The 19,115-nt window shown below is 67.3% G+C and carries 20 protein-coding genes; 10 read left to right on the plus strand and 10 right to left on the minus strand.

Annotation, left to right across the window (positions count from 1 at the left end; genetic code table 11):
* Nucleotide 1: 1 nt before the first annotated feature.
* Nucleotides 2–778, minus strand: a complete 777-nt coding sequence (locus D7D52_RS20895) for a GntR family transcriptional regulator (protein ID WP_120738850.1) — start codon at nucleotides 776–778, stop codon at nucleotides 2–4.
* A 188-nt stretch (nucleotides 779–966) separates the two neighbouring features.
* On the opposite strand from D7D52_RS20895, the gene pucD reads away from it, so the two are divergent.
* Nucleotides 967–3,423: a xanthine dehydrogenase subunit D gene (pucD, locus tag D7D52_RS20900; RefSeq protein WP_120738852.1), complete on the plus strand. Its 2,457-nt coding sequence runs from the start codon at nucleotides 967–969 to the stop codon at nucleotides 3,421–3,423.
* Here pucD and D7D52_RS20905 read toward each other — a convergent pair whose 3' ends face one another.
* The gene (locus D7D52_RS20905; protein WP_162958446.1) at nucleotides 3,424–4,905 is read right to left on the minus strand and encodes a PucR family transcriptional regulator; all 1,482 of its coding nucleotides are present in this window, start codon (nucleotides 4,903–4,905) and stop codon (nucleotides 3,424–3,426) included.
* A 239-nt stretch (nucleotides 4,906–5,144) separates the two neighbouring features.
* On the opposite strand from D7D52_RS20905, the gene D7D52_RS20910 reads away from it, so the two are divergent.
* Nucleotides 5,145–5,609, plus strand: a complete 465-nt coding sequence (locus tag D7D52_RS20910; protein WP_120738856.1) for a (2Fe-2S)-binding protein — start codon at nucleotides 5,145–5,147, stop codon at nucleotides 5,607–5,609.
* 198 nt (nucleotides 5,610–5,807) lie between these two features.
* Here the strand turns inward: D7D52_RS20910 and D7D52_RS20915 are convergent, their stop codons facing one another.
* The gene (locus D7D52_RS20915; protein ID WP_120738858.1) at nucleotides 5,808–6,368 is read right to left on the minus strand and encodes a MarR family winged helix-turn-helix transcriptional regulator; all 561 of its coding nucleotides are present in this window, start codon (nucleotides 6,366–6,368) and stop codon (nucleotides 5,808–5,810) included.
* A gap of 91 nt (nucleotides 6,369–6,459) precedes the next feature.
* On the opposite strand from D7D52_RS20915, the gene D7D52_RS20920 reads away from it, so the two are divergent.
* Nucleotides 6,460–8,559: an MMPL family transporter gene (locus D7D52_RS20920; RefSeq protein WP_120738860.1), complete on the plus strand. Its 2,100-nt coding sequence runs from the start codon at nucleotides 6,460–6,462 to the stop codon at nucleotides 8,557–8,559.
* Here D7D52_RS20920 and D7D52_RS20925 read toward each other — a convergent pair.
* Nucleotides 8,495–9,082, minus strand: a complete 588-nt coding sequence (locus D7D52_RS20925) for a dienelactone hydrolase family protein (protein WP_342775180.1) — start codon at nucleotides 9,080–9,082, stop codon at nucleotides 8,495–8,497. The genes D7D52_RS20920 and D7D52_RS20925 overlap by 65 nt on opposite strands.
* Nucleotides 9,083–10,023: 941 nt before the next feature.
* Here D7D52_RS20925 and D7D52_RS20935 point away from each other — a divergent pair.
* Together D7D52_RS20935 and D7D52_RS20940 are read left to right on the plus strand one after the other, a co-directional pair.
* On the plus strand, nucleotides 10,024–10,773 hold the full coding sequence (locus tag D7D52_RS20935; RefSeq protein ID WP_120738864.1) for an alpha/beta hydrolase family protein: 750 nt from the start codon (nucleotides 10,024–10,026) through the stop codon (nucleotides 10,771–10,773).
* 278 nt (nucleotides 10,774–11,051) lie between these two features.
* Nucleotides 11,052–11,627: a dihydrofolate reductase family protein gene (locus D7D52_RS20940; protein ID WP_120738866.1), complete on the plus strand. Its 576-nt coding sequence runs from the start codon at nucleotides 11,052–11,054 to the stop codon at nucleotides 11,625–11,627.
* Between the two features lie 162 nt (nucleotides 11,628–11,789).
* Here D7D52_RS20940 and D7D52_RS20945 read toward each other — a convergent pair.
* The 4 genes from D7D52_RS20945 to D7D52_RS37895 all read right to left on the minus strand — a co-directional run bounded on the left by D7D52_RS20945 (nucleotide 11,790) and on the right by D7D52_RS37895 (nucleotide 14,292).
* Nucleotides 11,790–12,667 (minus strand): IS5 family transposase gene (locus D7D52_RS20945; RefSeq protein ID WP_425464687.1). Its coding sequence is split into 2 segments (ribosomal slippage): nucleotides 11,790–12,100 and nucleotides 12,100–12,667, totalling 879 coding nucleotides; the frame shifts between segments, so codons are not numbered across the junction.
* Between the two features lie 270 nt (nucleotides 12,668–12,937).
* Nucleotides 12,938–13,309 carry a hypothetical protein gene (locus D7D52_RS20950; protein WP_120738868.1) on the minus strand — a complete coding sequence of 124 codons (372 nt, stop codon included), beginning with the start codon at nucleotides 13,307–13,309 and terminating at the stop codon, nucleotides 12,938–12,940.
* A gap of 91 nt (nucleotides 13,310–13,400) precedes the next feature.
* Nucleotides 13,401–13,640: a hypothetical protein gene (locus D7D52_RS20955; RefSeq protein ID WP_120738870.1), complete on the minus strand. Its 240-nt coding sequence runs from the start codon at nucleotides 13,638–13,640 to the stop codon at nucleotides 13,401–13,403.
* 247 nt (nucleotides 13,641–13,887) lie between these two features.
* Entirely contained in the window at nucleotides 13,888–14,292 is a 405-nt protein-coding gene (locus D7D52_RS37895; protein WP_162958447.1) for a nuclear transport factor 2 family protein, read from the minus strand.
* A 334-nt stretch (nucleotides 14,293–14,626) separates the two neighbouring features.
* Between D7D52_RS37895 and D7D52_RS20970 the strand changes: the two genes are divergently transcribed.
* Complete coding sequence (locus D7D52_RS20970) at nucleotides 14,627–14,971, plus strand: hypothetical protein (protein WP_162958448.1); 345 nt, start codon at nucleotides 14,627–14,629, stop codon at nucleotides 14,969–14,971.
* A gap of 176 nt (nucleotides 14,972–15,147) precedes the next feature.
* On the plus strand, nucleotides 15,148–16,152 hold the full coding sequence (locus D7D52_RS20975; protein ID WP_162958449.1) for a hypothetical protein: 1,005 nt from the start codon (nucleotides 15,148–15,150) through the stop codon (nucleotides 16,150–16,152).
* 54 nt (nucleotides 16,153–16,206) lie between these two features.
* On the opposite strand, the gene D7D52_RS20980 is transcribed toward D7D52_RS20975, so the two are convergent.
* Nucleotides 16,207–16,884, minus strand: a complete 678-nt coding sequence (locus D7D52_RS20980; protein WP_120738878.1) for a sensor histidine kinase — start codon at nucleotides 16,882–16,884, stop codon at nucleotides 16,207–16,209.
* Nucleotides 16,885–17,073: 189 nt separating this feature from the next.
* Here D7D52_RS20980 and D7D52_RS20985 point away from each other — a divergent pair, with 189 nt between their 5' ends.
* Nucleotides 17,074–17,607: a DUF3558 domain-containing protein gene (locus D7D52_RS20985; protein WP_162958450.1), complete on the plus strand. Its 534-nt coding sequence runs from the start codon at nucleotides 17,074–17,076 to the stop codon at nucleotides 17,605–17,607.
* A gap of 114 nt (nucleotides 17,608–17,721) precedes the next feature.
* A complete protein-coding gene (locus D7D52_RS20990; RefSeq protein WP_120738882.1) occupies nucleotides 17,722–18,021 on the plus strand; it encodes a hypothetical protein in 300 nt (99 codons plus the stop codon).
* Nucleotides 18,022–18,123: 102 nt separating this feature from the next.
* On the opposite strand, the gene D7D52_RS20995 is transcribed toward D7D52_RS20990, so the two are convergent.
* Nucleotides 18,124–18,435 (minus strand): hypothetical protein, encoded by a 312-nt coding sequence (locus tag D7D52_RS20995; RefSeq protein WP_120738884.1) that lies wholly within the window; start codon nucleotides 18,433–18,435, stop codon nucleotides 18,124–18,126.
* Nucleotides 18,436–18,565: 130 nt separating this feature from the next.
* Between D7D52_RS20995 and D7D52_RS21000 the strand changes: the two genes are divergently transcribed.
* Complete coding sequence (locus D7D52_RS21000; RefSeq protein ID WP_120738886.1) at nucleotides 18,566–19,102, plus strand: hypothetical protein; 537 nt, start codon at nucleotides 18,566–18,568, stop codon at nucleotides 19,100–19,102.
* The last annotated feature ends 13 nt before the right edge of the window (nucleotides 19,103–19,115 follow it).

The raw sequence follows: 19,115 nt of genomic DNA on the forward strand, positions 1-19,115 counted from the left end.
GTCAGGAGTTCGCCCCGGCGGCCCGTGCACGATCTCGTGCCGGGCCGTCGGCCGTTGCGGCGTCCAGCACCGGCTTGCGCCGCCGCGTCGGACCCGGGACCGCGACGTCTCGGAATTTGGCCTGTGACAACCGGATTCGCAACCGCGAGATGTGCCGGCGGGCGGCGGCCTCGGCCAGCTCCGGGTCGCCGGTGGCCATGCCCGCCACGATCTGCGCATGCTCGTCCAGCGCCAGCCGGGGCGCGTCGGCATTGCGCCACAGCGAATGCAGGGCGATGTGGGAGCGCCCGGCGATGGGTTCGAGGGCCGCGCTCAAATGCGCGTTGGCGGCGATATCGCGCACCGTCCGGTGGAAACGCACGTCCAGCTCGATATGGGTCGCCTGATCCGCACCGGCGCTCAGCGCATGCTCGTGCTCGGCGATGATGGCGCGCAAGGCATCCAGGCGGCCGGCGTCGAGCCGTTCGGTCGCCAGCCGCGCCGCCAGGCCCTCGAGCGATTCACGCACCACGTACAGCTCCCGCAGATCGTCGATGTCGACCTGGCTGACCTGAGCACCACGGTGGGGCGCGTGCACGGCCAGGCCCTCGTGGATCAAGCGCTGCACCGCTTCTCGCACGGGGGTGCGGCTGACCTCGAGCTGACGCGCCAGCTCCGGCACGCTCAGCGCGGTGCCCGGGGCGAGCTGATTGCGGAAGATCGCCGTCTTGAGCACCTCGTAGGTGCTGTCGGTGAGCAGGGTGGAGGGGACGCCCTCGGGGGCGGGCGACTCCGGCATGGTGATGATCCCTCCTGAATGAATATCCTGATATTACATGCAATCTCACGCACCCCGGGGTATAGACTGCGTCGAGGGTTCCGGTCGGGATGCGCCGCAGGCCGCGGTGGGTGGATGGCACGGGGATGGGCCGGGTGTCCCTCCGATCCCCGGCGTCGCAGGACGCCTCGCAGCCAGGAGCCCGTTTCATGTCCGAATCCATTGTCAGACAACAGCAATCGACCGCCGCCGCCGGCACGCTGGTGCGCGGCGCACAGACCAGCGCCGGGCTCGGGGTGGGTGCCAGCGCCCGCCGTCCCGACGGACTGCTCAAGGTCACCGGGGTATTCGCCTACTCCTCGGATCTGTGGCTCGAGGGCATGGTGTGGGCGACCACGGTGCGCAGCCCGTACGCCAGCGCCCGTATTCGATCCATCGACGTGGGAGCGGCATTGGCGGTCGACGGAGTCCGGGCGGTCCTCACCCACGAGGACGTGCCCGGCGCCAAGACCTACGGCATGAAGATCGCCGACCAACCGGTGCTGGCCATCGATCGGGTGCGCTATCAGGGCGAGCCCGTGGCGCTGGTCGCCGCCGACGACCCCGACACAGCCCGGCGCGCCGCCGCCTTGGTGCGCGTGGACTACGAGGAGCTGACCCCGCTCACCGACGCCGAACGCGCCCTGGACCCCGACGCCGAACGCCTGCACGACGGCCCGAATCTGGTGCGGCACGTGAAGATCCGCCACGGCGACATGGACCGCGCCCGCGCCGCCGCCGAGGTCGTCGTCACCGGCGAATACGAGGTCGGCATGCAGGACCAAGCCTTCCTCGGCCCCGAGTCCGGCCTGGCCGTGCCGACCGCCGACGGGGTCGAGCTGTACGTGTCCTCGCAGTGGTTGCACAAGGACCTCGAACAGCTCGCCCCCTGCCTGGGCCTGCCGCCGGAGAAGGTGCGCCTGACCATGGCCGGTGTGGGCGGCGCTTTCGGTGGGCGCGAAGACCTTTCGGTGCACGTGCACGCGTGCATGCTGGCGCTGCGGCTGGGCAAGCCGGTGAAGATGGTCTACAACCGCTACGAATCGTTCTTCGGCCACGTGCACCGCCATCCGGCCAAGATGTTCTACGAGCACGGCGCGACCCGCGACGGGAAACTCGTCTACGTCAAGGCCCGGCTACTGCTCGACGGCGGCGCCTACACCTCCACCTCGCCGGTGGTGATCGCCAACGCCGCCTATTTCGTGGCCGGCGCCTACGAGGTGCCGCACGCCGAAATCGACGGTCTGGCCGTGTATACCAACAATCCGCCCTGCGGTGCGATGCGCGGATTCGGTGCGGTGCAGTCCGCCTACGGGTGCGAATCCAATATGGACAAGCTCGCGCGGGCGCTCGGCATGGATCCCCTAGAGCTGCGCCTGCGCAATGCCATGACCACCGGGACGGTGCTGCCCACCGGCCAGCCGGTCGACGGTCCCGCGCCGGTGCGAGAGTTGCTGGACGCGTTGCGGATTCGGCCGCTGCCGGACGCCGCGACGAATCACGATGTGCGTTTGTTGCCGGGCGGCGTCGGCAACACCACCCACGGGGAAGGCATTCGGCGGGGTGTCGGCTACGCGGTCGGGGTCAAGGCGATCGGCTATTCCGGTGGCGTGGACGATATTTCGACCGCCCGGGTGTCGTTGTCGATCGCGGCGGGCGAACCCGTTGTGTCCATCCACACCGCCGCCTCGGAATGCGGACAGGGCATCACGACCGTCCAATCGCAGATCGCCACCACGGAATTGGGGGTGTCGCGGGTGGTGGTGCTGCCGGCGGACACCCGGATCGGGGACGCCGGGTCCGCGTCGGCGTCCCGCATGACCTGGATGTCCGCCGGTGCGGTACAGGGCGCGTGCCGGCAGGTCGCGCGCGAGGTGCTGCGCCGGGCGGCCGCCGCCACGGGACGGGACGCGAGCGGACTCGCACTGCGCGACAACGGTATTGCCGACGTGCTGACCGGTGCGCCGGTGGCCGCCCTGCACGAGGTGCTCGGGACGGACACGGTGGACAGCGTCTTCGAATACCACCATCGGCCCACCGAGGGCATCGATCCCGAGCGCGGTCAGGGCAACGCGCACATCGCGTTCGCGTTCTGCGCGCACCGCGCGGTGGTGGATGTCGACGTGGAGCTGGGACTGGTGCGGGTGGTCGAGCTGGCGGTCGCCCAGGATGTCGGGAAGGCCATGAATCCGATGGCGGTCGAGGGGCAGATCGAGGGCGGCAGCGCGCAGGGGCTGGGGTTGGCGCTGATGGAGGAGATCGTGCTGGACGAGCGTGGGCGGCTGCGCAATCCGTCGTTCACCGACTACCTGATCCCCACCATTCTGGACGTGCCGCCGATGCCTATCTCGCTGTTCGAGTTCCCGCACCCGGATTCGCCCTACGGGCTCAACGGCGTCGGCGAACCGCCGACACTGTCGTCCACCCCTGCGATCCTGAACGCCCTGCGCGACGCGACCGGATTGGATCTGCCGCGCGTGCCGGTGCGGCCCGACGATATCGCCCTGTGGTCGGACGATACTGCCCTGCGGTCGGACGATACTGCCCTGCGGTCGGACGATACGGCCTTGCGTGGGGGCGATTCTGCCTTGCGTAGGGACGATACGGCGTTGCGGCCGACCGCCTGATCAGCGCAGGGCCAGCGCCAGGAAGAAGTCGACCCGGTCCTCGAACCGTGACAGGTCGCGGCCGGTGAGTTCCTCGATGCGCTGAATGCGGTAGCGCAGCGTATTCACGTGCACGAACATCACTTCGGCGCAGCGGGCCCACGAACCGGACAGGTCGAGGAAGATCTCGAGGGTGTGCACCAGATCGGCGGAATGGGTGCGGTCGTAGTCGTGCAGCGGCGCCAGCAGGCTGTCGCGAAAGGTCCGGCGCATCCGCTCGGGCACACTGGCCAGCAGTCCGGTCCGGGACGTGAGGTCCGCGCGGCCGACGACACCACCGGATTCGCTGTGCTCGGCGGCCAGCCGGCAGGCGTAGCGCGCCTCCTCGACCGCATCCCGCAACCCATCGGCATCCGCCGCCGCGCTGATGCCGACCGCGAGCCGGTCGCCGCGCAGACCGGGCGTCAGCGCGGCGACCGTACGGCGTATATCGGCATCGGCATCGGTATCCGCGGGAATCACCGCGAGGGCTATCTCATCGATCAGGACGGCGACCGGGCTTCTGCCGTCGAGGATTTCGCACAGCAGACCCGGCAGCTCGACCAGGTATGGCGCGCGCGGCCCGGCTGCGGCGACCACCTGATATCGCCCGTCCGCGCCCAGGCCGGTCAACTCCAGCCGCGTGGCCAGCTGCGCCGCTGGGGTGCCCGCCGCGATGCGGTCGAACAGCTGCCGGGTGTGCGCGTCGTCTTCGTGTCGCCGCCCGCGCACCTGCGCGACCAGGCCGGCCAAGTCATCGATCAGGCGGCGCTGTTCGGGAGTCCACTCGGCACAGTCGACGTCGATGATCAGCAGCCAGTCCAGGAATCGCGGTATCCGGCCGTCCGCCGCGACGATCGTGTACGCGATGTCGTTGTCGCGCAACACGATCGGCAGCGTATTCGCCGCGAGAAACGCAGCGGCGGCATCCGCCGGCGGGGCGGCCGTGGTACCTGCGACGACGCGACCCGTCGGGGCCAGGATCCAGCAGCGGATACCGAGGCCGTCGAGCAGTTCCAGCACCGCGGGCAGCCCGTCGCCCGCCAGATGCCGCCGATGCCGGTCGAGCATGGTGCTCAGCTCTGCGGCGCTGCCCGTGGACAATTCGCGGTGGACGCGCTCGGTGACGACCGCGAAGCTCACCGCTTCCGGCACCCGCAACAGCGGCACCGCGTGCCGTTCGCAGGCCGCGACCACATCCTCCGGGATGCCGCCGTAGCGGGCCTGGCCCGCGACCATGCCGGTGACCCCGGCTGCGGCCAGGGCGCGCACGAAGGTGTCGCTGTCGTCCGGGCGCTGCCGCCAATGCAATCCGGTGAGCACGAGTTCGCCGCCGGAGAGATAGCGGCCCGGTTCCAGCAGATCCGTCGTGACCGTGCCGCGCACGTCACGGTCCAGTTCCGCATCCCCGGTCACCAGTTCGAGACCGAGATCGGGCATGGTCAGGACCGTTCGCAATCGCACGGTTAACCACGCTAACAGCCGAGGGCTCGGAGAAAGGTACAAACCGGAAGCCTTGGGGAGGAGCGCGATTCGGAGACCGCGGCCATGGTGACGGACGCGCCGGGGTGCTGAAGTGGAACGGGGTCCGTCGGACCCGTGCCGCGGCGCATCGCCCGAAATGGGATGAATCTCTTGGCCCGCGCGCCTGCCACCGGGAATCGGCTCCGGGAACGATTCTCCCGTCGAAAGGATGTGGCCCGATGCGTGTCACCCTCACCGTCAACAATGCCGTCGAGACCGTCGAGGATGTCCGGCCGGGGGAGAGCTTGCTGTTCACGCTGCGCGAACGACTGGGCCTGCCGGGCTCCAAGAACGCCTGCGAACAGGGCGAATGCGGTTCCTGCACGGTCTATCTCGACGGCCGCCCGGTGTGCTCGTGCCTGGTCGCCGCCGGCCAGGCCGAGGGCCGCTCGGTCCGGACGGTCGAGGGGCTGGGCACCGACGCCGGACTGGACCCGATCCAGGAAGCCTTCGTCGCGGCCGGCGCCGTGCAATGCGGATTCTGCACCCCGGGCCTCCTCGTCCAGTCCCACGACCTGCTCGAGCACAACCCGAACCCGACCGACGCCGAAATCCGGGAAGCCCTAGCCGGCAACCTCTGCCGCTGCACCGGCTACGAAAAGATCTTGGACGCCGTGCGTTTGGCCGCTGCCCAACGCGGTTAGATCTATCGGGCCAGAAGCTTCACTTGCTTGAGTTTTAAGAAAGTGAAACAATTTTGCGGTTAGCAGATCGCCGCAAGCAGCCCTGATGGAGATGATTGCCATGCGTGAGGTTTTCGAGATGCTGTTCCAGGCCATCCACATGCCCTTGGTGCAGCTCTACTATCTGCTCGACAACGCGCTGCCGATGTAAGGCGCGTTTCACTCGCGGGGCGACCGGGAATCCCGGTCGCCCCGTGGCGTTTCGGGGCCGGCTTCGCCTCCCTCGTCAAGTTCGGTGGCGAACTCGCGCAGCGCGCCGATGATGCTGACCATCGCTCGGTGGGTCGTCTCCAGCTCGGCGTCCGACAGTGGTGACAGGGCCGAACGCATGCGCGCCGACAGCGGCCGGAAGAATCCCGCCGCCACCGCCATGCCGTGATCGGTGTAGTGCAGCTTGACCCGCCGGCGGTCGGCGCTGTCGATCACGCGTTCCAGATGGCCGGATTCGATCATGCGCTCGACCAGGTAGGTGATCGCGGCGGGGGAGACGCCGGTGAGCGCGCCCAACCGGCCCGCGGTCAGCGACGCGCCCTCGGACTCCGCGGTCGCCACGTGGGCCAGGGCCCGAAAATCGTTGGGTCGCAGGCCATGTGCGCGGGCGAAGACATGCCCGATCTGCTCGGACACCGCGCCCAGGGCGCGGATGTCGCGGGCGATCTCGGTCTCGAGGTCGGATCGCTCGGTACCGGACGGGGGTGTGTTCGCCGGGCGGTCGGTCACCGCTCCCTCCTTCGTGGTCGGGAATCCAAGCCTAGTGGTTTCGGGGCCGGGGGCTTTGCGAGATATTTAAGAATCTGAAATAGTTGAGCGCATGGGTGTATGGGATCGGTATGCGGCCCTGGTCACCGGGCGCCGAGCCTGGGTGCTGCTGCTCGTGGTGATCGTGGCGGCCGGGCTGGTCATGGGGCTGGCCGGCAGCAACGACAGTTCCGGACAGGGCCCGAAATCCTTGCCGGACAACGCCGAGTCCGCGCGTGTCGCGGCGCTGGCCGACACCTTTCCGGGTGGTGACACCACCGCGGCCGTGCTGGTGGCCACGCGGGTGGACGGTGGTGAGCTGACCGGCTCGGATCTGGAAGCCGTGGACGCCGCGGCCGAGCGCATGCGATCCGGTGCCGGGGATCGCGCGCCCGCGGTGCTGTCACCGGATCGGCGCGCGGCCCTCTCGTCGGTGACGGTCCCCAAATCGCTGGACGGGTTCGCGCTGTCGGATCGGGTCAAGGAACTGTGCGCGCAGGCGCGCCGGGATGCGCCGCCGCAGTTGGAGTTTCAGGTGACCGGCGGCCCGGCGTTCGGGGCCGACATCGCGGCATCGTTCTCCGGGGCCAATGTGCTGTTGCTGGTGGTCACCGCGCTGGTGGTGATGGTGCTGCTGATCGCCACCTACCGGTCGCCGGTGCTGTGGCTGCTGCCGCTGTCGGTGGTGGCCGTGGCCGATCGGGTCGCAGCCGGCGTCGGCACCGAACTGTCCCGGCTGACCGGGCTCGCCTTCGACGGGTCGACCAGCGGCATCACCAGCGTGCTGGTGTTCGGCGCGGGCACCAATTACGCACTGCTGCTGGTGTCTCGGTACCGCGACGAACTGCATCACCGCGATTCGCATCGCGATGCGCTGCGGGCCGCGGTGCGCCGGGCCGCGCCCGCGATCCTCGCCAGCAACGCCACGGTGGTGATCGCGTTGCTGACGCTGCTGCTCGCGCTGCTGCCCAATACCCGCAGTCTCGGGGCGTTCGCCGCCGCCGGGCTCGTGGTGGCGTTGGTGTTAGTGCTGTTCGCACTTCCGCCCGCGCTGGCGTTGTGTGGCCGAAAGGTGTTCTGGCCCTTCGTTCCCCGTCATGACGACCGCGACGAAACGCGGGCCGGGGTGTGGTATGCGATCGCCGATCGAGTGGTGCGGCGACCGGTGGCCGTGGTGCTCCCGGTGCTGGCGGTCCTGCTGCTCTGCGCGAGCGGCCTGCTCGTGACCAAGGTCGGGCTCTCGCAGACCGAGCAATTCCGGGTGCGCGCCGAATCGGTGGACGGATTACACAGTCTGGCAGCGCATTTCCCGTCCGGTTCCTCGGATCCCGCTGTGGTGCTGGCGAAGTCCGAGTCCGCCTCGGTGGTACAGGCGGCCCTCGACCATGCCGACGGCGTCTCGCGAGCGACCGTGGGCGGCCAGTCCAACGAGGGCTGGACCCGATGGTCGGTCGTGCTGGACGCCCCGCCCGCCTCCGCGCGCGCCTTCGACACCATCGGTCATCTGCGAGACGAATTGCGTGCGATCCCCGGCTCGCAGGCGCTGGTCGGCGGCTCGGACGCGCAGGCGCGCGACACCCGCGACGCGGCGCGGCGTGACCAAATGCTAGTCATCCCATTGATATTGGCCGTCATCCTCACGGTGCTACTGGTGCTGCTGCGGGCTGTCCCGGCCGCGCTGCTCCTGGTGGCGGTGACGGTCGTGAGCGCGCTGGCGGCCCTGGGACTGGGCAGCCTGGTCAGCGACCACATCTTCGGCTTCCCCGCGCTGGACACCAATGTCCCGCTGTTCGGGTTCCTGTTCCTCGTCGCGCTCGGCGTGGACTACACGATCTTCTTGGTGGTGCGGGCCCGCGAGGAGGCCGAACGGCACGGCACGGTCGACGGCATGGTGCGTGCGGTCGCCTCGACCGGCGCGGTGATCACCAGCGCCGGCGTGGTCCTCGCCGCCGTCTTCTGCGTCCTGGGCGTCCTCCCCCTGATCACCCTCACCCAGTTGGGAATCGTCGTCGGCATCGGCATCCTCCTCGACACCTTCGTGGTCCGCACGGTCGCCGTCCCCGTCCTGTTCGCCATCCTCGGCGACCGCATCTGGTGGCCCCGCCACCTCACCCCGCACTCTCCACGAACCCCGCAGCCAGATCGTGCCACAGCCCAGGCCGGTACATCATGAAATGCCCCGCCCCCTCGATACCCCTCCACTCCGCGTCGACCCCCCGCCGCCGAGCCGAATCAACCTGCCGCCGTGACGATTCCGGATCCGTCCACCGATCCGCAGTCCCATGCACCACCCGCAACCGACACGAGACCGGCATCACCCCAGCATCCCCCGCCGGCCACCACGGCGCCAACGCCACAACCGCACTGACATCGTGCTCCGCCGCCAGCCTGACCGCCACCCGCCCACCCATCGAATGCCCCACCAGCACAACGCGCTCGCACCCCGCCCGCATCGCCCGCAACACCTCCTCGGCATCATTCACCGCATCCAACTCCGGCGTGTTCCACCCCCGAAACCGATACCGCACCTGCTCAACCCGATAGCCCGCCCCCAACCGCCGCCGCAGCCCCACCGCGAGCCCCGCAGCCCGAACCTGCGCCAACTGCCAGCCGCGAGCCCGCTCCCGACTGGCAACCTTCCCACCCGGCAACACCAAAACCCCCACCGCCGCCCCCGCATGACGAATATCGCGCACACCCCACCTTCGACACGCCCCTCGCCCCGGTTTGGCCCCCAACCATCCTCATCGTCCCCTCACACACACGCCCCCAAAATGCCCGAATGACCAATCCCCGTGCCGGCTCGATCCTGCGGACAACCCCGCTCCGCTGGCAGCGGCGGGTGTTGCTATGGGCCGATCCCGGCGACGGTGGTCTGTGAACCTTGGTCTCTCCCGACCAGCCTGAGATCTGACCGTTCCTGGCGAACCGACGTCACGGACGAAGGTGTCTGACCTATTGGGGCAGCACCGAAGACCACTGTGGCCGAACGTGTTTCGATCTTCAGTCCGCCTGAGCTCCCGGTCGACCGAACGCACTGTCCTGCCGATTACCGCGTATGCCCCCGGGCGCACCTGGAGAGTCCGGGCGGGGTTTCGTTTTCCGGCTGTGTGGGCGGGGGAGAAGGGTCAGGGCAGACAGCGGTCGCGGGCCGGGCATCGCGGGCCAGGAAGCGAGGTACCAGTAGTGCAGGAGCTGGAGTTTCGCAGTACCGAACTCGGCGAGGCCGAGGAGTTTTTCACCCAGACCTATGCCAGCTCGCGGATCGAGAACGGCGGCACAACGCAGCGACCTGAGCCGCCGGCGGTGCGTGCTCGGCCCGGTCGCCTTCGACGAGTTCGAGCTGGGGTTCGACATGGGCTACGCGGTCGACCCGCTGGGAGCGGTCGCCCTGGGCGCGATGCACTCGGGGGTCTTCGCCCGCGACCGCCACGATCAGTTCCACCCTCCAGAACTACGCCACCCAATAATCGGGTTGAGTGCCGAATGCTCCGCTGCTACCGTCGAGACAGCCGTGCACATGACGGAGGAGGTGAGACCCATGAACGGAACGACGTGGGTGCTCCTCGCAGGGGTCATGGTCGGGCGATAGGTCGCCCGGGAGCGCCATATACCAGCGCTTTCGAAAGGCACGACCATGCATTTTCTCTCCGAACGACGGCCGGATCCCGGACTCGTCGAGCGAGCGTTCACCCTCGCCGACATACCTGGATTCCTGTGGATGCCAGCGTCTGCAAAGACGTGGGCGCCTTTACCGCTCGTCCTTCTCGCCCACCCCGGCGGCTTGGGCCCGATGTACCCCCGACTGCTGGCGCGAGCCCGGGCCACCGCTGATCTCGGTTTCAGCGCGGTCACTATCGAGCTGCCGAGCAACGGTGACCGGCCGCGTATCCCGGCTATCGAGCAGGCCCGCGCTGCCGTGCGCGAGACGGTCACAGCTGGCGGGTTGCCGGGCGACGACGTCATCGATTCGTTCATCCTCCCGTTGGTCGACCTCGCCGTCCCCGAGTGGCAAGCCGTCTTGGATGCGCTGCTGGAGCTGCCGGAATTCGGCGGACCGGTTGGCTACTCGGGCGGTGTCATCGCCATCGGCACTCGCTTGGCGAACGTCGAGTCGCGCGTCGTAGCCGCTGGGCTCTTCGCCGGAAGCTACATACCTCGCAGCATCGTCGAGGAAGCCCGACACGTCACCATCCCGCTGCACGTGCTGCTGCAATGGGACGACGAGGGCAACGACCGCCAGCGGGCGCTGGAGCTGTTCGACGCGTTCGGCTCGGCAGAAAAGACGTTGCAGGCCAACCTGGGCGGACACACGGGTGTTCCCTCGTTCGCAGGCGAGGACGCGGCTCGATTCTTCTTCCGGCACCTGAAGTACTCGGAAGCCTGAACAGGCAGAGGGCCGGCGGTGACTTCGTGTGCAGCTCGGTGAGCCGCACTGTCTGCGCAGCCTCGGCTTCCTGCATCGAAATCCGGCTCTGCCCCGCTGACGCCCCGCACAGGAGCCAACCCAAACACCCGCCCAGGCAGGCCGAACCTGCGGTCACCGGCCCGCCTGTCCTGGCCCGCACTGCGGGACCGCAACGGTAATTACCGGTCAGCGCCCTCGGGAGCCAGCGACCGATCACCACCAGCAGTACACCCAATATCAACAACAAGGACCACCACATGTACAAGGTCATCGTTGCCGAATTCGTCACCGTCGACGGGCTCATGCAAGACCCAGACGGCTCCGGCGGTACGGCCGGTGGCGGCTGGGCCTTTCGGTACGGCCCGACCCCAGTCGCCGGTGACAAGTTCCGGCTCGGCCCGGTGCTGGACACTGCTGTTCAGCTGCTGGGTCGCACGACCTGGGAGCTGTTCGGGCGGATCTTTTCCTCCCGCGACGACACGTTCTCCACACAGATGAACGTCATGGAGAAGCTGGTGGTCTCCAGCTCGCTGCGCGACGTCAGCGCGTGGTCGAACTCGACCCTGGTCCACGGTGAGCTGGCCGCGGCGGTCAGTGAGCGCTTGCAGCGCCAGGACGTCCTCGTCCTGGGCAGCGGCAGCGTTGTCGATCAGCTGATCGCTTCCAGCATGGTCGACGAGTTCCGCTTGATGATCTTCCCGACGGTGCTGGGAACGGGCCGGCGACTGTTCAATGCGCAGGCGACGCCGTTCGATCTCGATCTCGCCGTCAACGAGGACGTTGGCGGCGGTGTCCTGCGGCAGATCTACCGCCGTCGTCCCAGCCGCACGTGATCTCGGACGGAACCCGGGCAGGCCGCGCCTGAATACGTCTGCCCACCAGCGCGAGGCGCCGATGTTTTCGCGCCCATGGCGGCGCCAGAGCCAGAACTCGGGCCCGCTGCTAGGCCGTGTTTCATAAGTCGGTGTGGGCGGGCGGGAGCCCGCCCACACCGGTCACAGCCAGTAGTCGATGGCCGCGATGCGCACGACAGCAAGGTAGCGGACGGCGAGTTTGTCGTATCTGGTTGCGACAGCGCGTTTTTGCTTGAGAAGGTTGATTCCGCACTCCACCGCATGCCGGAGCTTGTAGTCCTCGGCATCGAATGCGGGCGGACGGCCCCCGGCCGAGCCCTTGTTCTTGCGGTGGGCGGCTTGATCCTTCTTGATCGGGATCGTCGCTTTGATCCCCCGCTTGCGCAGGTGAGCACGGTTGCCGGCAGAGCTGTAGGCCTTGTCGGCGCGCACATTGTCCGGGCGTGTGCGTGCCGACCTGGTCCCAGCCGAGGTACGGCGATGCCGTCGAGAACCGCGGTGAACTGGGGGCTGTCGCCTCGCTGCCCGGCGGTCAGCACGATCGACATCGTCTTACGGCCCTGCTCACACGCCAGATCCGTCTTGGTCGTCCAGCCACCACGAGAACGTCCCAGGGCGTGATCATCGGGTTCGATCTCCACCCCGCCGGGCGGTTCGGCCTGCTCACCGCCATCACGGCGCGCACCGGCGGCGTGCTGATGCGCACGAGCGATCGTGGAATCCACGCTGACATCCCAGATGATGCGGCCCTGCGCGTCGGCGAAGACCTGCACCGCCTTGAAGATGAACGCCCACACCCCGGCCCGCTGCCAACGGCGGAACAACCCGTAGATCGTCTGCCACGGCCCGTATCGGTCGGGCACATCCCGCCACGGGCTCCCACATCGGATCCGCCACCGGATCCCGTCGATGAGCTGCCGCTTCGTCCGTTTCGGCGGGCGGCCCGCCTTCTTCCCGAGAGGCAGCAACGGTCCCAGCCGCGCCCATTGGGCGTCGCTCAGGTCCGCGCGCCCCGCCACCGCTACGCTGGCCACGAGGTCTCCGGTATTCAGGTTCTTCTTCGTCGCTGAACCATCTACCGGAGACCTCACCCATTCGCCAACGCGGACAACCCTCTCCAGCTCGAGTGTGGAGGGGTGCCGCTTCGCCGCCCCCCTCCACACCACCCACTTTCAAAACACGGCCTAGCAGCGGAAGCCACGGTGCAAGGTCGAGCCCAGGGGTGGCCGATCGTCTCTCTTCGCCGGTCAGCACGGTCGAAACACCGTCCTCGCGACAGAAGCGTGTGTTCAAGAGCGCTCGGCAAAGAATTCCCTCGCTGTAGCGGGGAACCAGAGCAGTGCGACGGTGAGTATCTGCGCGGCGCAGATGATCGGGATGACGGTGTGGAACATTGGCGAGGACGACCAGGACACGACGCTGAACACCACGGACAGCAGCTGGGACACCGTGGCGAGTTGACGTGTCCACGGCCGCGCGGTGGCCAGTTTCCACACCAGCAGTGCGCACAGCGACAGGAGGATGCCGTGGAAGACGGCTCCGGAGGTCACGGCGATGGCGGCTGACCGGGCAACCTCGGCCGCGCCGAAATCGGGGTGCTGGGTTGCGATCTGGTTGCGCAGGGCGCTCTGGTCGACGCTCATCAACACGGGCACGACCACATGGCTGATCGCTACGGCGGCCAGCAGTACCCGCGCCGCCTGACGGACGTCGGTATTCGCAATGTCATGACCTGAGCTGATCGTTGCATGTCTAGTCTTCCTCTTTTCGGGGTGTTCCCCGAACTCGCGCTCGGAGCCACCGGGGCCCGGTGCCGAGCGGGGGCTTGGCACCGTATATCTCGCCGCGCTGCGCCCAGGCTTGGTTGAGCCGGGTGATCAGAGTCAGGGCGGTGGACACGTCCGCGTCCGACCAGTCGACGATGACGTCCGCGAACACGGCCGCTCCGGCCTGGATCGTGGTGTTGATCTCCGCGCGACCTTCTTCGGTCACTCGCGCGAGGAACGTGCGGGAGTCGTGGGATCAGGTTCTACCGCGAGGTGCCCCGCACGCTCCAGGGCGGCAAAGTATCGGCTGGTCGCGGACGCGGTGAGACCTGACCACGAGGCACGTCCGGTTGTCCGCCGATGCCGATGGCGCTGTCCGGGCACTCCTCGGTCTCGCGAAATACAGCCAGGGTGTCGGCTGAGGCCTTGGGACGGTGGCAGGCCGGGACCGACCCGGCCTTCAGGCGTCGGCGCTAGCCGCCGACCCGTTGCAGCACCCGCTCGACCAGCGCGGTATCGCAATGTTCGATCACCTCGGTGAGTCGACCGTCCGCGATCCGAAAGATGAAGCAGTAGGTCTGCTCGTACGGCTCCCCCCGGGTCGTGCGGGCATGTGCGCGGACCTGGGCGACGACGCGGTCATCTTCGGCGATCACGAAGTCGGCCGCACTGCGGTATTCGGTGAACTGGGTCATCAGCGGCCGCAGAAGTTCGTTCAGCACCACCGATTTCGGCTCCCAGGTGCCCGACCAGGACCAGTTCCCCGGAAAGGTCCAGCGGAAGTCGTCGGCCATGGCCTCTCTCATCGCCCGGGTATCGCCCTGGGACATCTGCTCGAAGATGTCCTCGATCAATTTCTTGTTCGCTGCTGCACTCACACCTCCGACAGTAGGGAGCGTCGAGATATGCGACAAGCCAGAGTGTCGCATATCTGACATGAATGAATCGCATGGATAGGTTCGCACACACGCCGCGGCGCCCCCGTCGGGTGTGGGTGCCGCGCCTACGTATGTAGGTGTCGGACAACACCGAGACGGTGGTAGCCGACTTCGGTTACGGTCCGGTTCAGCGTTTCTGTCGACGGTCGGCCCAGGGATCCGGTGGCGGCTGTTTCGCGTTCGGTAGGGTAGCGATGAATCAGCAGTGTTCTCGCCTGATTCGCGACTTCGACGCTGTGACAAGAAAGGGCCGGAATTGCGGCAGGTACGTAGCGTGATGCTGACATTGATGTCTTTGGGCGGCCTCGCCTTGGGTGTAATTGCGTTCATCTTCTTGATAATGGGTGTCCTGAATCTTTTCACCGATCCGGATGCCGAGCCGGAATGCGACGGCCAGGTGATGGGGGACCGTGACGTCTGTATCGGCGTCGGCGGGGGCAAGAACGGCACGCGTGCGGAGCTACTCGCGAAACAACACGCCGACCGGGACGACGCCGCAGAGAATGTCGAAGTCGGCGGGGCCGGCGTCGTGGTCGGGGCGCTTCTGTACCACGCTGGTTCGTACCTCGACCGACGCTACGGCGATGGCGGGATCACTCAGGACGGGACCGCACGCTAGCCCGCCGCGGTAGCGTGTCGTTCACCAGCATCCGGCCGGCACGATTGTGCATACAGACTCGTATCGCGTGCGTCCGGGCCGGAATGGGTGGCGTGGAAATCGGAGGCGGGATGGCGGAGAGATTTGCGAGCGGTCGTGTGAGCGGGGTGGGATTCGCGAATCGGCAGTGGGTGCGGATGAGCGATGGTGGCGCGAACCTTCAGCTGCTGTGGGTCGCCGGCATGACCACAGTGCTCGTCACGCGCCTGTATCTCGCCGCCACCGGGTACCCGAAGGTCGGTAACGGAACGCTGCATATCGCGCATGCGCTGTGGGGCGGTTTGCTCATGCTTGCCGGTTTGATCGTTTCGCTCACGTTCACCGGTACTGTGTGCCTTCGGGTCACTGCGCTCTCGGGAGGTATCGGCCTGGGGTTGTTCATCGACGAAGTCGGCAAATTCATCACGCAGTCGAACGATTATTTCTTTCGGCCCGCCGCCGCCGTCATCTACGTGCTCTTCGCCATTCTTGTCGTCATCACGGCCACGGCCCGCACCCCGCGCACGATGTCCGCCGGCGCCAGATTGTCCGCCGCCGCCGCGATCGCGGCCACCGGACCGGCCGAGGGGCTGACCCCGGCACAACGCACGGCGATTCTGGAATTGCTCGACGGTGACGACGGCGAGGCGGCGCACGCCGTCCGGCGATTCGCCGAACTGTCGCCGACCAGGCTCGGCCGCAACGCTTTCCGGACCCGAGCGCAGCGGTTGCTGACTGCGGCGCGGCATCTCGTCACGCAGCCGTTGTTCGTCTCGGTCGTCGTCGCTCTGTTCGTGGTATCGCGGATCGCGATCGACGTCGTCTTCATTTCTCAAGCGGTCCCGCTGCTGGCCGGCGGATCCGCGGACCCCGGGCACGACGGCGGCGCGATCATCGCGGCGGCGGTCACGCGGACCGTCGAAGCCGTATTCACGGTGACGGGGGCGGTGTGCTGGCGGCGTCGCCGACAGACCGCGATCCGGCTGCTGAAGGCGGCCTTGTTCGTGAATCTGTGCTTCACCCAGCTTTTCAACTTCACCGACAGCCAGTTCGTCGCTATCACCGAACTGCCGTTCCTGATCCTCGTCCTCCTGGTGCTCTCCTCCGCCACCCGCGGTCAGCCAGTCGGCGCCGAGCGCCTCCAGCAGGGCCGCAACGAATAGTGTTACAACCAGGGCACTGTTCCGGCGTCGTCGAAGAGTCCACCGGTCGGTTCGTTATCGGGAAGGGTCGCGAGGCGAATCGCGATTGCCGCGCCCTGTTCGGGGGTGCAGTTCGTCCGCCGGCACCCCGACACCGGTATCGCTCGCGCACAGCTCCGCCGCGCCGCCTACGTCGCGCACAGTTACCGTGACCGTGCCGGACAGGGTGTATTTCAACGCGTTCGACAGCAGATTGAGGACGATCTCCTCCCACATTTCCCGATCGACGTAGATCGGGCAGGTCGAGGAATCGCAGTCGACGAGGTAGGTGAGCCCAGCGCGGTCCATCGCGGAACGGAACACCGCCGCGAGTTCGGCCGTCACGACGGCCAGATCCACCGGCTCGTAGGCGGCCTGCATCCGGCCCGCCTGGATACGCGAGAAGTCCAGCAGGGTTGTGACCAGCTTGCCCAGCAGAACCCCGTTGCGGTGCACCAGGTCCAGCTCCGCCTGCCACCGGTCGGGTCCGACCCTGCCGTCGGCGACCGCAGCGCGCAGTTCGGCGACCGGACCCATCATCAACGTCAGCGGGGTGCGGAACTCGTGGCTGATATTGGAGAAGAAGGTCGTCTTGGCGCGATCGAGCTTCGTCGCCCGAAGTGACCGCCTGTCCCGTGCACTCTCATGCCGCTGGGCGCTCGTTACGCGCGGCGAGATCGACTGCGGCGCAGGATGTCCGCAACTTCCGAGCACAGGGCGCCCTTCGGGGTGTCATTCGAACCGACTGCGTCCGGGACCGGAGTTGCGGGCGTTCCCGACAGGTCGACACGCTAAGATCTGGATCGGCGGCAGTGCCGTGGTTACATCATGCGCTGGTTCCTCCGGCGCGCGGGGAGGACTGTAATGGGCGTGTTTCGCAGACAGGTCGGACTGATAGCCGCTATGTCTGTTGTGGGGTTGACGGCGTGTTCGCACTCCCCCGACACTTCGGCTCCTGCCACCATGGGTGCCTCGACCGCGCCCGGAGCAGCGACGTCCGCCGTGGCGGCGCCAAGCCGGTGGAATCCGTGTGACAGTAAAGATCTCCCAGACGCCGCCGTGACGGCGGCCGGGCTGGATCCGACGTCCAAGGAGAAAGGCGTCGTGCAGTTCACGACGTACCACATCTGCGACTGGGGCGGCAGCTGGTACCTCGCCGACGTGGGTGCCGGCGGCATCGATTTCGATCAGGAGTTGAACAACAACACCTACACCGGTCGGGAGAACCTCGTCATCGGGGGGCGGCAGGCAGTGCGGATGCGTAACAATGCGGTTGACGGTGAGTGCGACGTCCTGTTCGCGATTCCGGGCGGGAGCGCCCGCTTCGCCGTCGGCCCGAAGCTCGACGCGGGAATGGCCACCAGCGGGCGAGGGGATTCCTGCGTCGAGGTGACCCGTGTGGCGACCGCACTGGCCAACTATCTCCCCCCGGCCTGATCGGCTGGAACGACTTTCCGCTGGGCAGCCGGCTCGATTGCTCGGAAACGCACTCTTCTGGCTCCCGCGCTGAGCGAAGCGGCCACGGTCGGCCTCGAAGATCGCTGGGGCCGAATGTTATTGATCTTCCGGCCGCCCCGGACCGGCCGCCGGGCGATCGAAACGTACGACGCCTTGGATCGGTACCCACGCCTACTCGGGCTGCCCGAGACCGGCCTTCTGGATGTCGCGGCGGGTGGCGGCTACTGGAGCAAAGAGGACTGTGTTCTTACGGTCACCCGGTGGGAGGCCGTTGATACTGCCGTGGTCAATGCCATGGATCCGGATCTGGTTAACGAGGTTGAGCAATACGTCTGGTGTTGTGGGGAGGCCAAGAAGGCAGGCAGGGATATCGTCACCATCTGGGGCGAATAGGCAGACCCCATTGCGGTTCGTACAACGCACTCATCTGCCGCGGATAGCGCTGACCGAACCGACCAGCGCAGTACGGCGGAAGGTCAACCGGTCGTGTCGATTTCAAGCAGATGGGACGGACAGATCACGGCCATCGAGTACTTCGATCCCGGTGACCGACCTCTGTTCGGGATCGAAATTCAGCAAGGCGATCGTCTCGCCATCGCGTTCCAGCACAATGATTCCCGGGCTGGGCGAGCCGACCGGTGCCGTCAACAGGACCGGACAGGTGGGCGTGCATGTGCACCGGCCATAGAACCGCAGATCCTGGATTGTCCGGGCAAGTCGAGCGTCCTCGTCCACCAACAGCTCGGTGACCTCGGTGGCCAGGCCGGGAAAAACCTCTGCCAAGCGCGGGAGCTGAACTGCCGTCATGCCCGAACGATACGTCGATCAGGGCGCGTGAAATCAATGGGCCATGAAGGGTGGGGCACAGGATGTCAGCGTGGTGAGGTAGGCCGGTGGTGTACGAGAGTTCCGATCGTCCGAACTACGGGGTGGGACAGTGACGGTCAACGGGCGAGGCGTGGTTGACCCGAACGATCTCACCGAGCGTGAGTTCGTCGCGCTGTTCGCCAGGCGCAGCGGCATGTACATCGGTCGCCCCGACGTCCGCGGTGTCACCAGTTTCTTGAACGGCTACGACGCGGCCAGCCGTCGCAGCGGAAGACCACTGCTGGACGGTTTCCACGAGTGGCTGATCGCCAACCACATAGGCCACCAGAACAGCCTCGCATGGTGGGCGCTGATCGAATTGATCGCGCTACCGGATCACGACCGCGCGGAAGCCCTCACGCCCGAGCAGGAATCACGTGTGCTCGAGGTCCTGTTCGACCTCCTCGACACGTTCTTGGCCGAGCGCGAGTTCTTACATGAGGCCTGTTGGAGTTGCCTCAGCGCGGGTCACCGGTGGGGGCGATTTTCACGCTGTCGCACTGGCCCCTTTGTCGAACCAGCAGACGGCAAGAGATCTTTAAGCGCCGGCAGGCATGCTCGCCAGCGGGGTCTGCCTGGTCCGGAGTGGTCAGCGGGCCCGCGATGATGGATCGAGCACG

This window comes from Nocardia yunnanensis (assembly GCF_003626895.1).
GTDB classification, from domain to species: domain Bacteria; phylum Actinomycetota; class Actinomycetes; order Mycobacteriales; family Mycobacteriaceae; genus Nocardia; species Nocardia yunnanensis.

What these genes read in the sequence shown, in the direction of transcription:
- D7D52_RS20935 (WP_120738864.1), top strand. Translation starts at nt 10,024, where the DNA reads ATGCATTTTCTCTCCGAACGACGGCCGGATCCCGGACTCGTCGAGCGA.
- D7D52_RS20940 (WP_120738866.1), top strand. Translation starts at nt 11,052, where the DNA reads ATGTACAAGGTCATCGTTGCCGAATTCGTCACCGTCGACGGGCTCATG.
- D7D52_RS20920 (WP_120738860.1), top strand. Translation starts at nt 6,460, where the DNA reads ATGGGTGTATGGGATCGGTATGCGGCCCTGGTCACCGGGCGCCGAGCC.
- pucD (WP_120738852.1), top strand. Translation starts at nt 967, where the DNA reads ATGTCCGAATCCATTGTCAGACAACAGCAATCGACCGCCGCCGCCGGC.
- D7D52_RS20985 (WP_162958450.1), top strand. Translation starts at nt 17,074, where the DNA reads ATGTCTGTTGTGGGGTTGACGGCGTGTTCGCACTCCCCCGACACTTCG.
- D7D52_RS20910 (WP_120738856.1), top strand. Translation starts at nt 5,145, where the DNA reads ATGCGTGTCACCCTCACCGTCAACAATGCCGTCGAGACCGTCGAGGAT.
- D7D52_RS20990 (WP_120738882.1), top strand. Translation starts at nt 17,722, where the DNA reads ATGTTATTGATCTTCCGGCCGCCCCGGACCGGCCGCCGGGCGATCGAA.
- D7D52_RS20895 (WP_120738850.1), bottom strand. Translation starts at nt 778, where the DNA reads ATGCCGGAGTCGCCCGCCCCCGAGGGCGTCCCCTCCACCCTGCTCACC.
- D7D52_RS20995 (WP_120738884.1), bottom strand. Translation starts at nt 18,435, where the DNA reads ATGACGGCAGTTCAGCTCCCGCGCTTGGCAGAGGTTTTTCCCGGCCTG.
- D7D52_RS20975 (WP_162958449.1), top strand. Translation starts at nt 15,148, where the DNA reads ATGAGCGATGGTGGCGCGAACCTTCAGCTGCTGTGGGTCGCCGGCATG.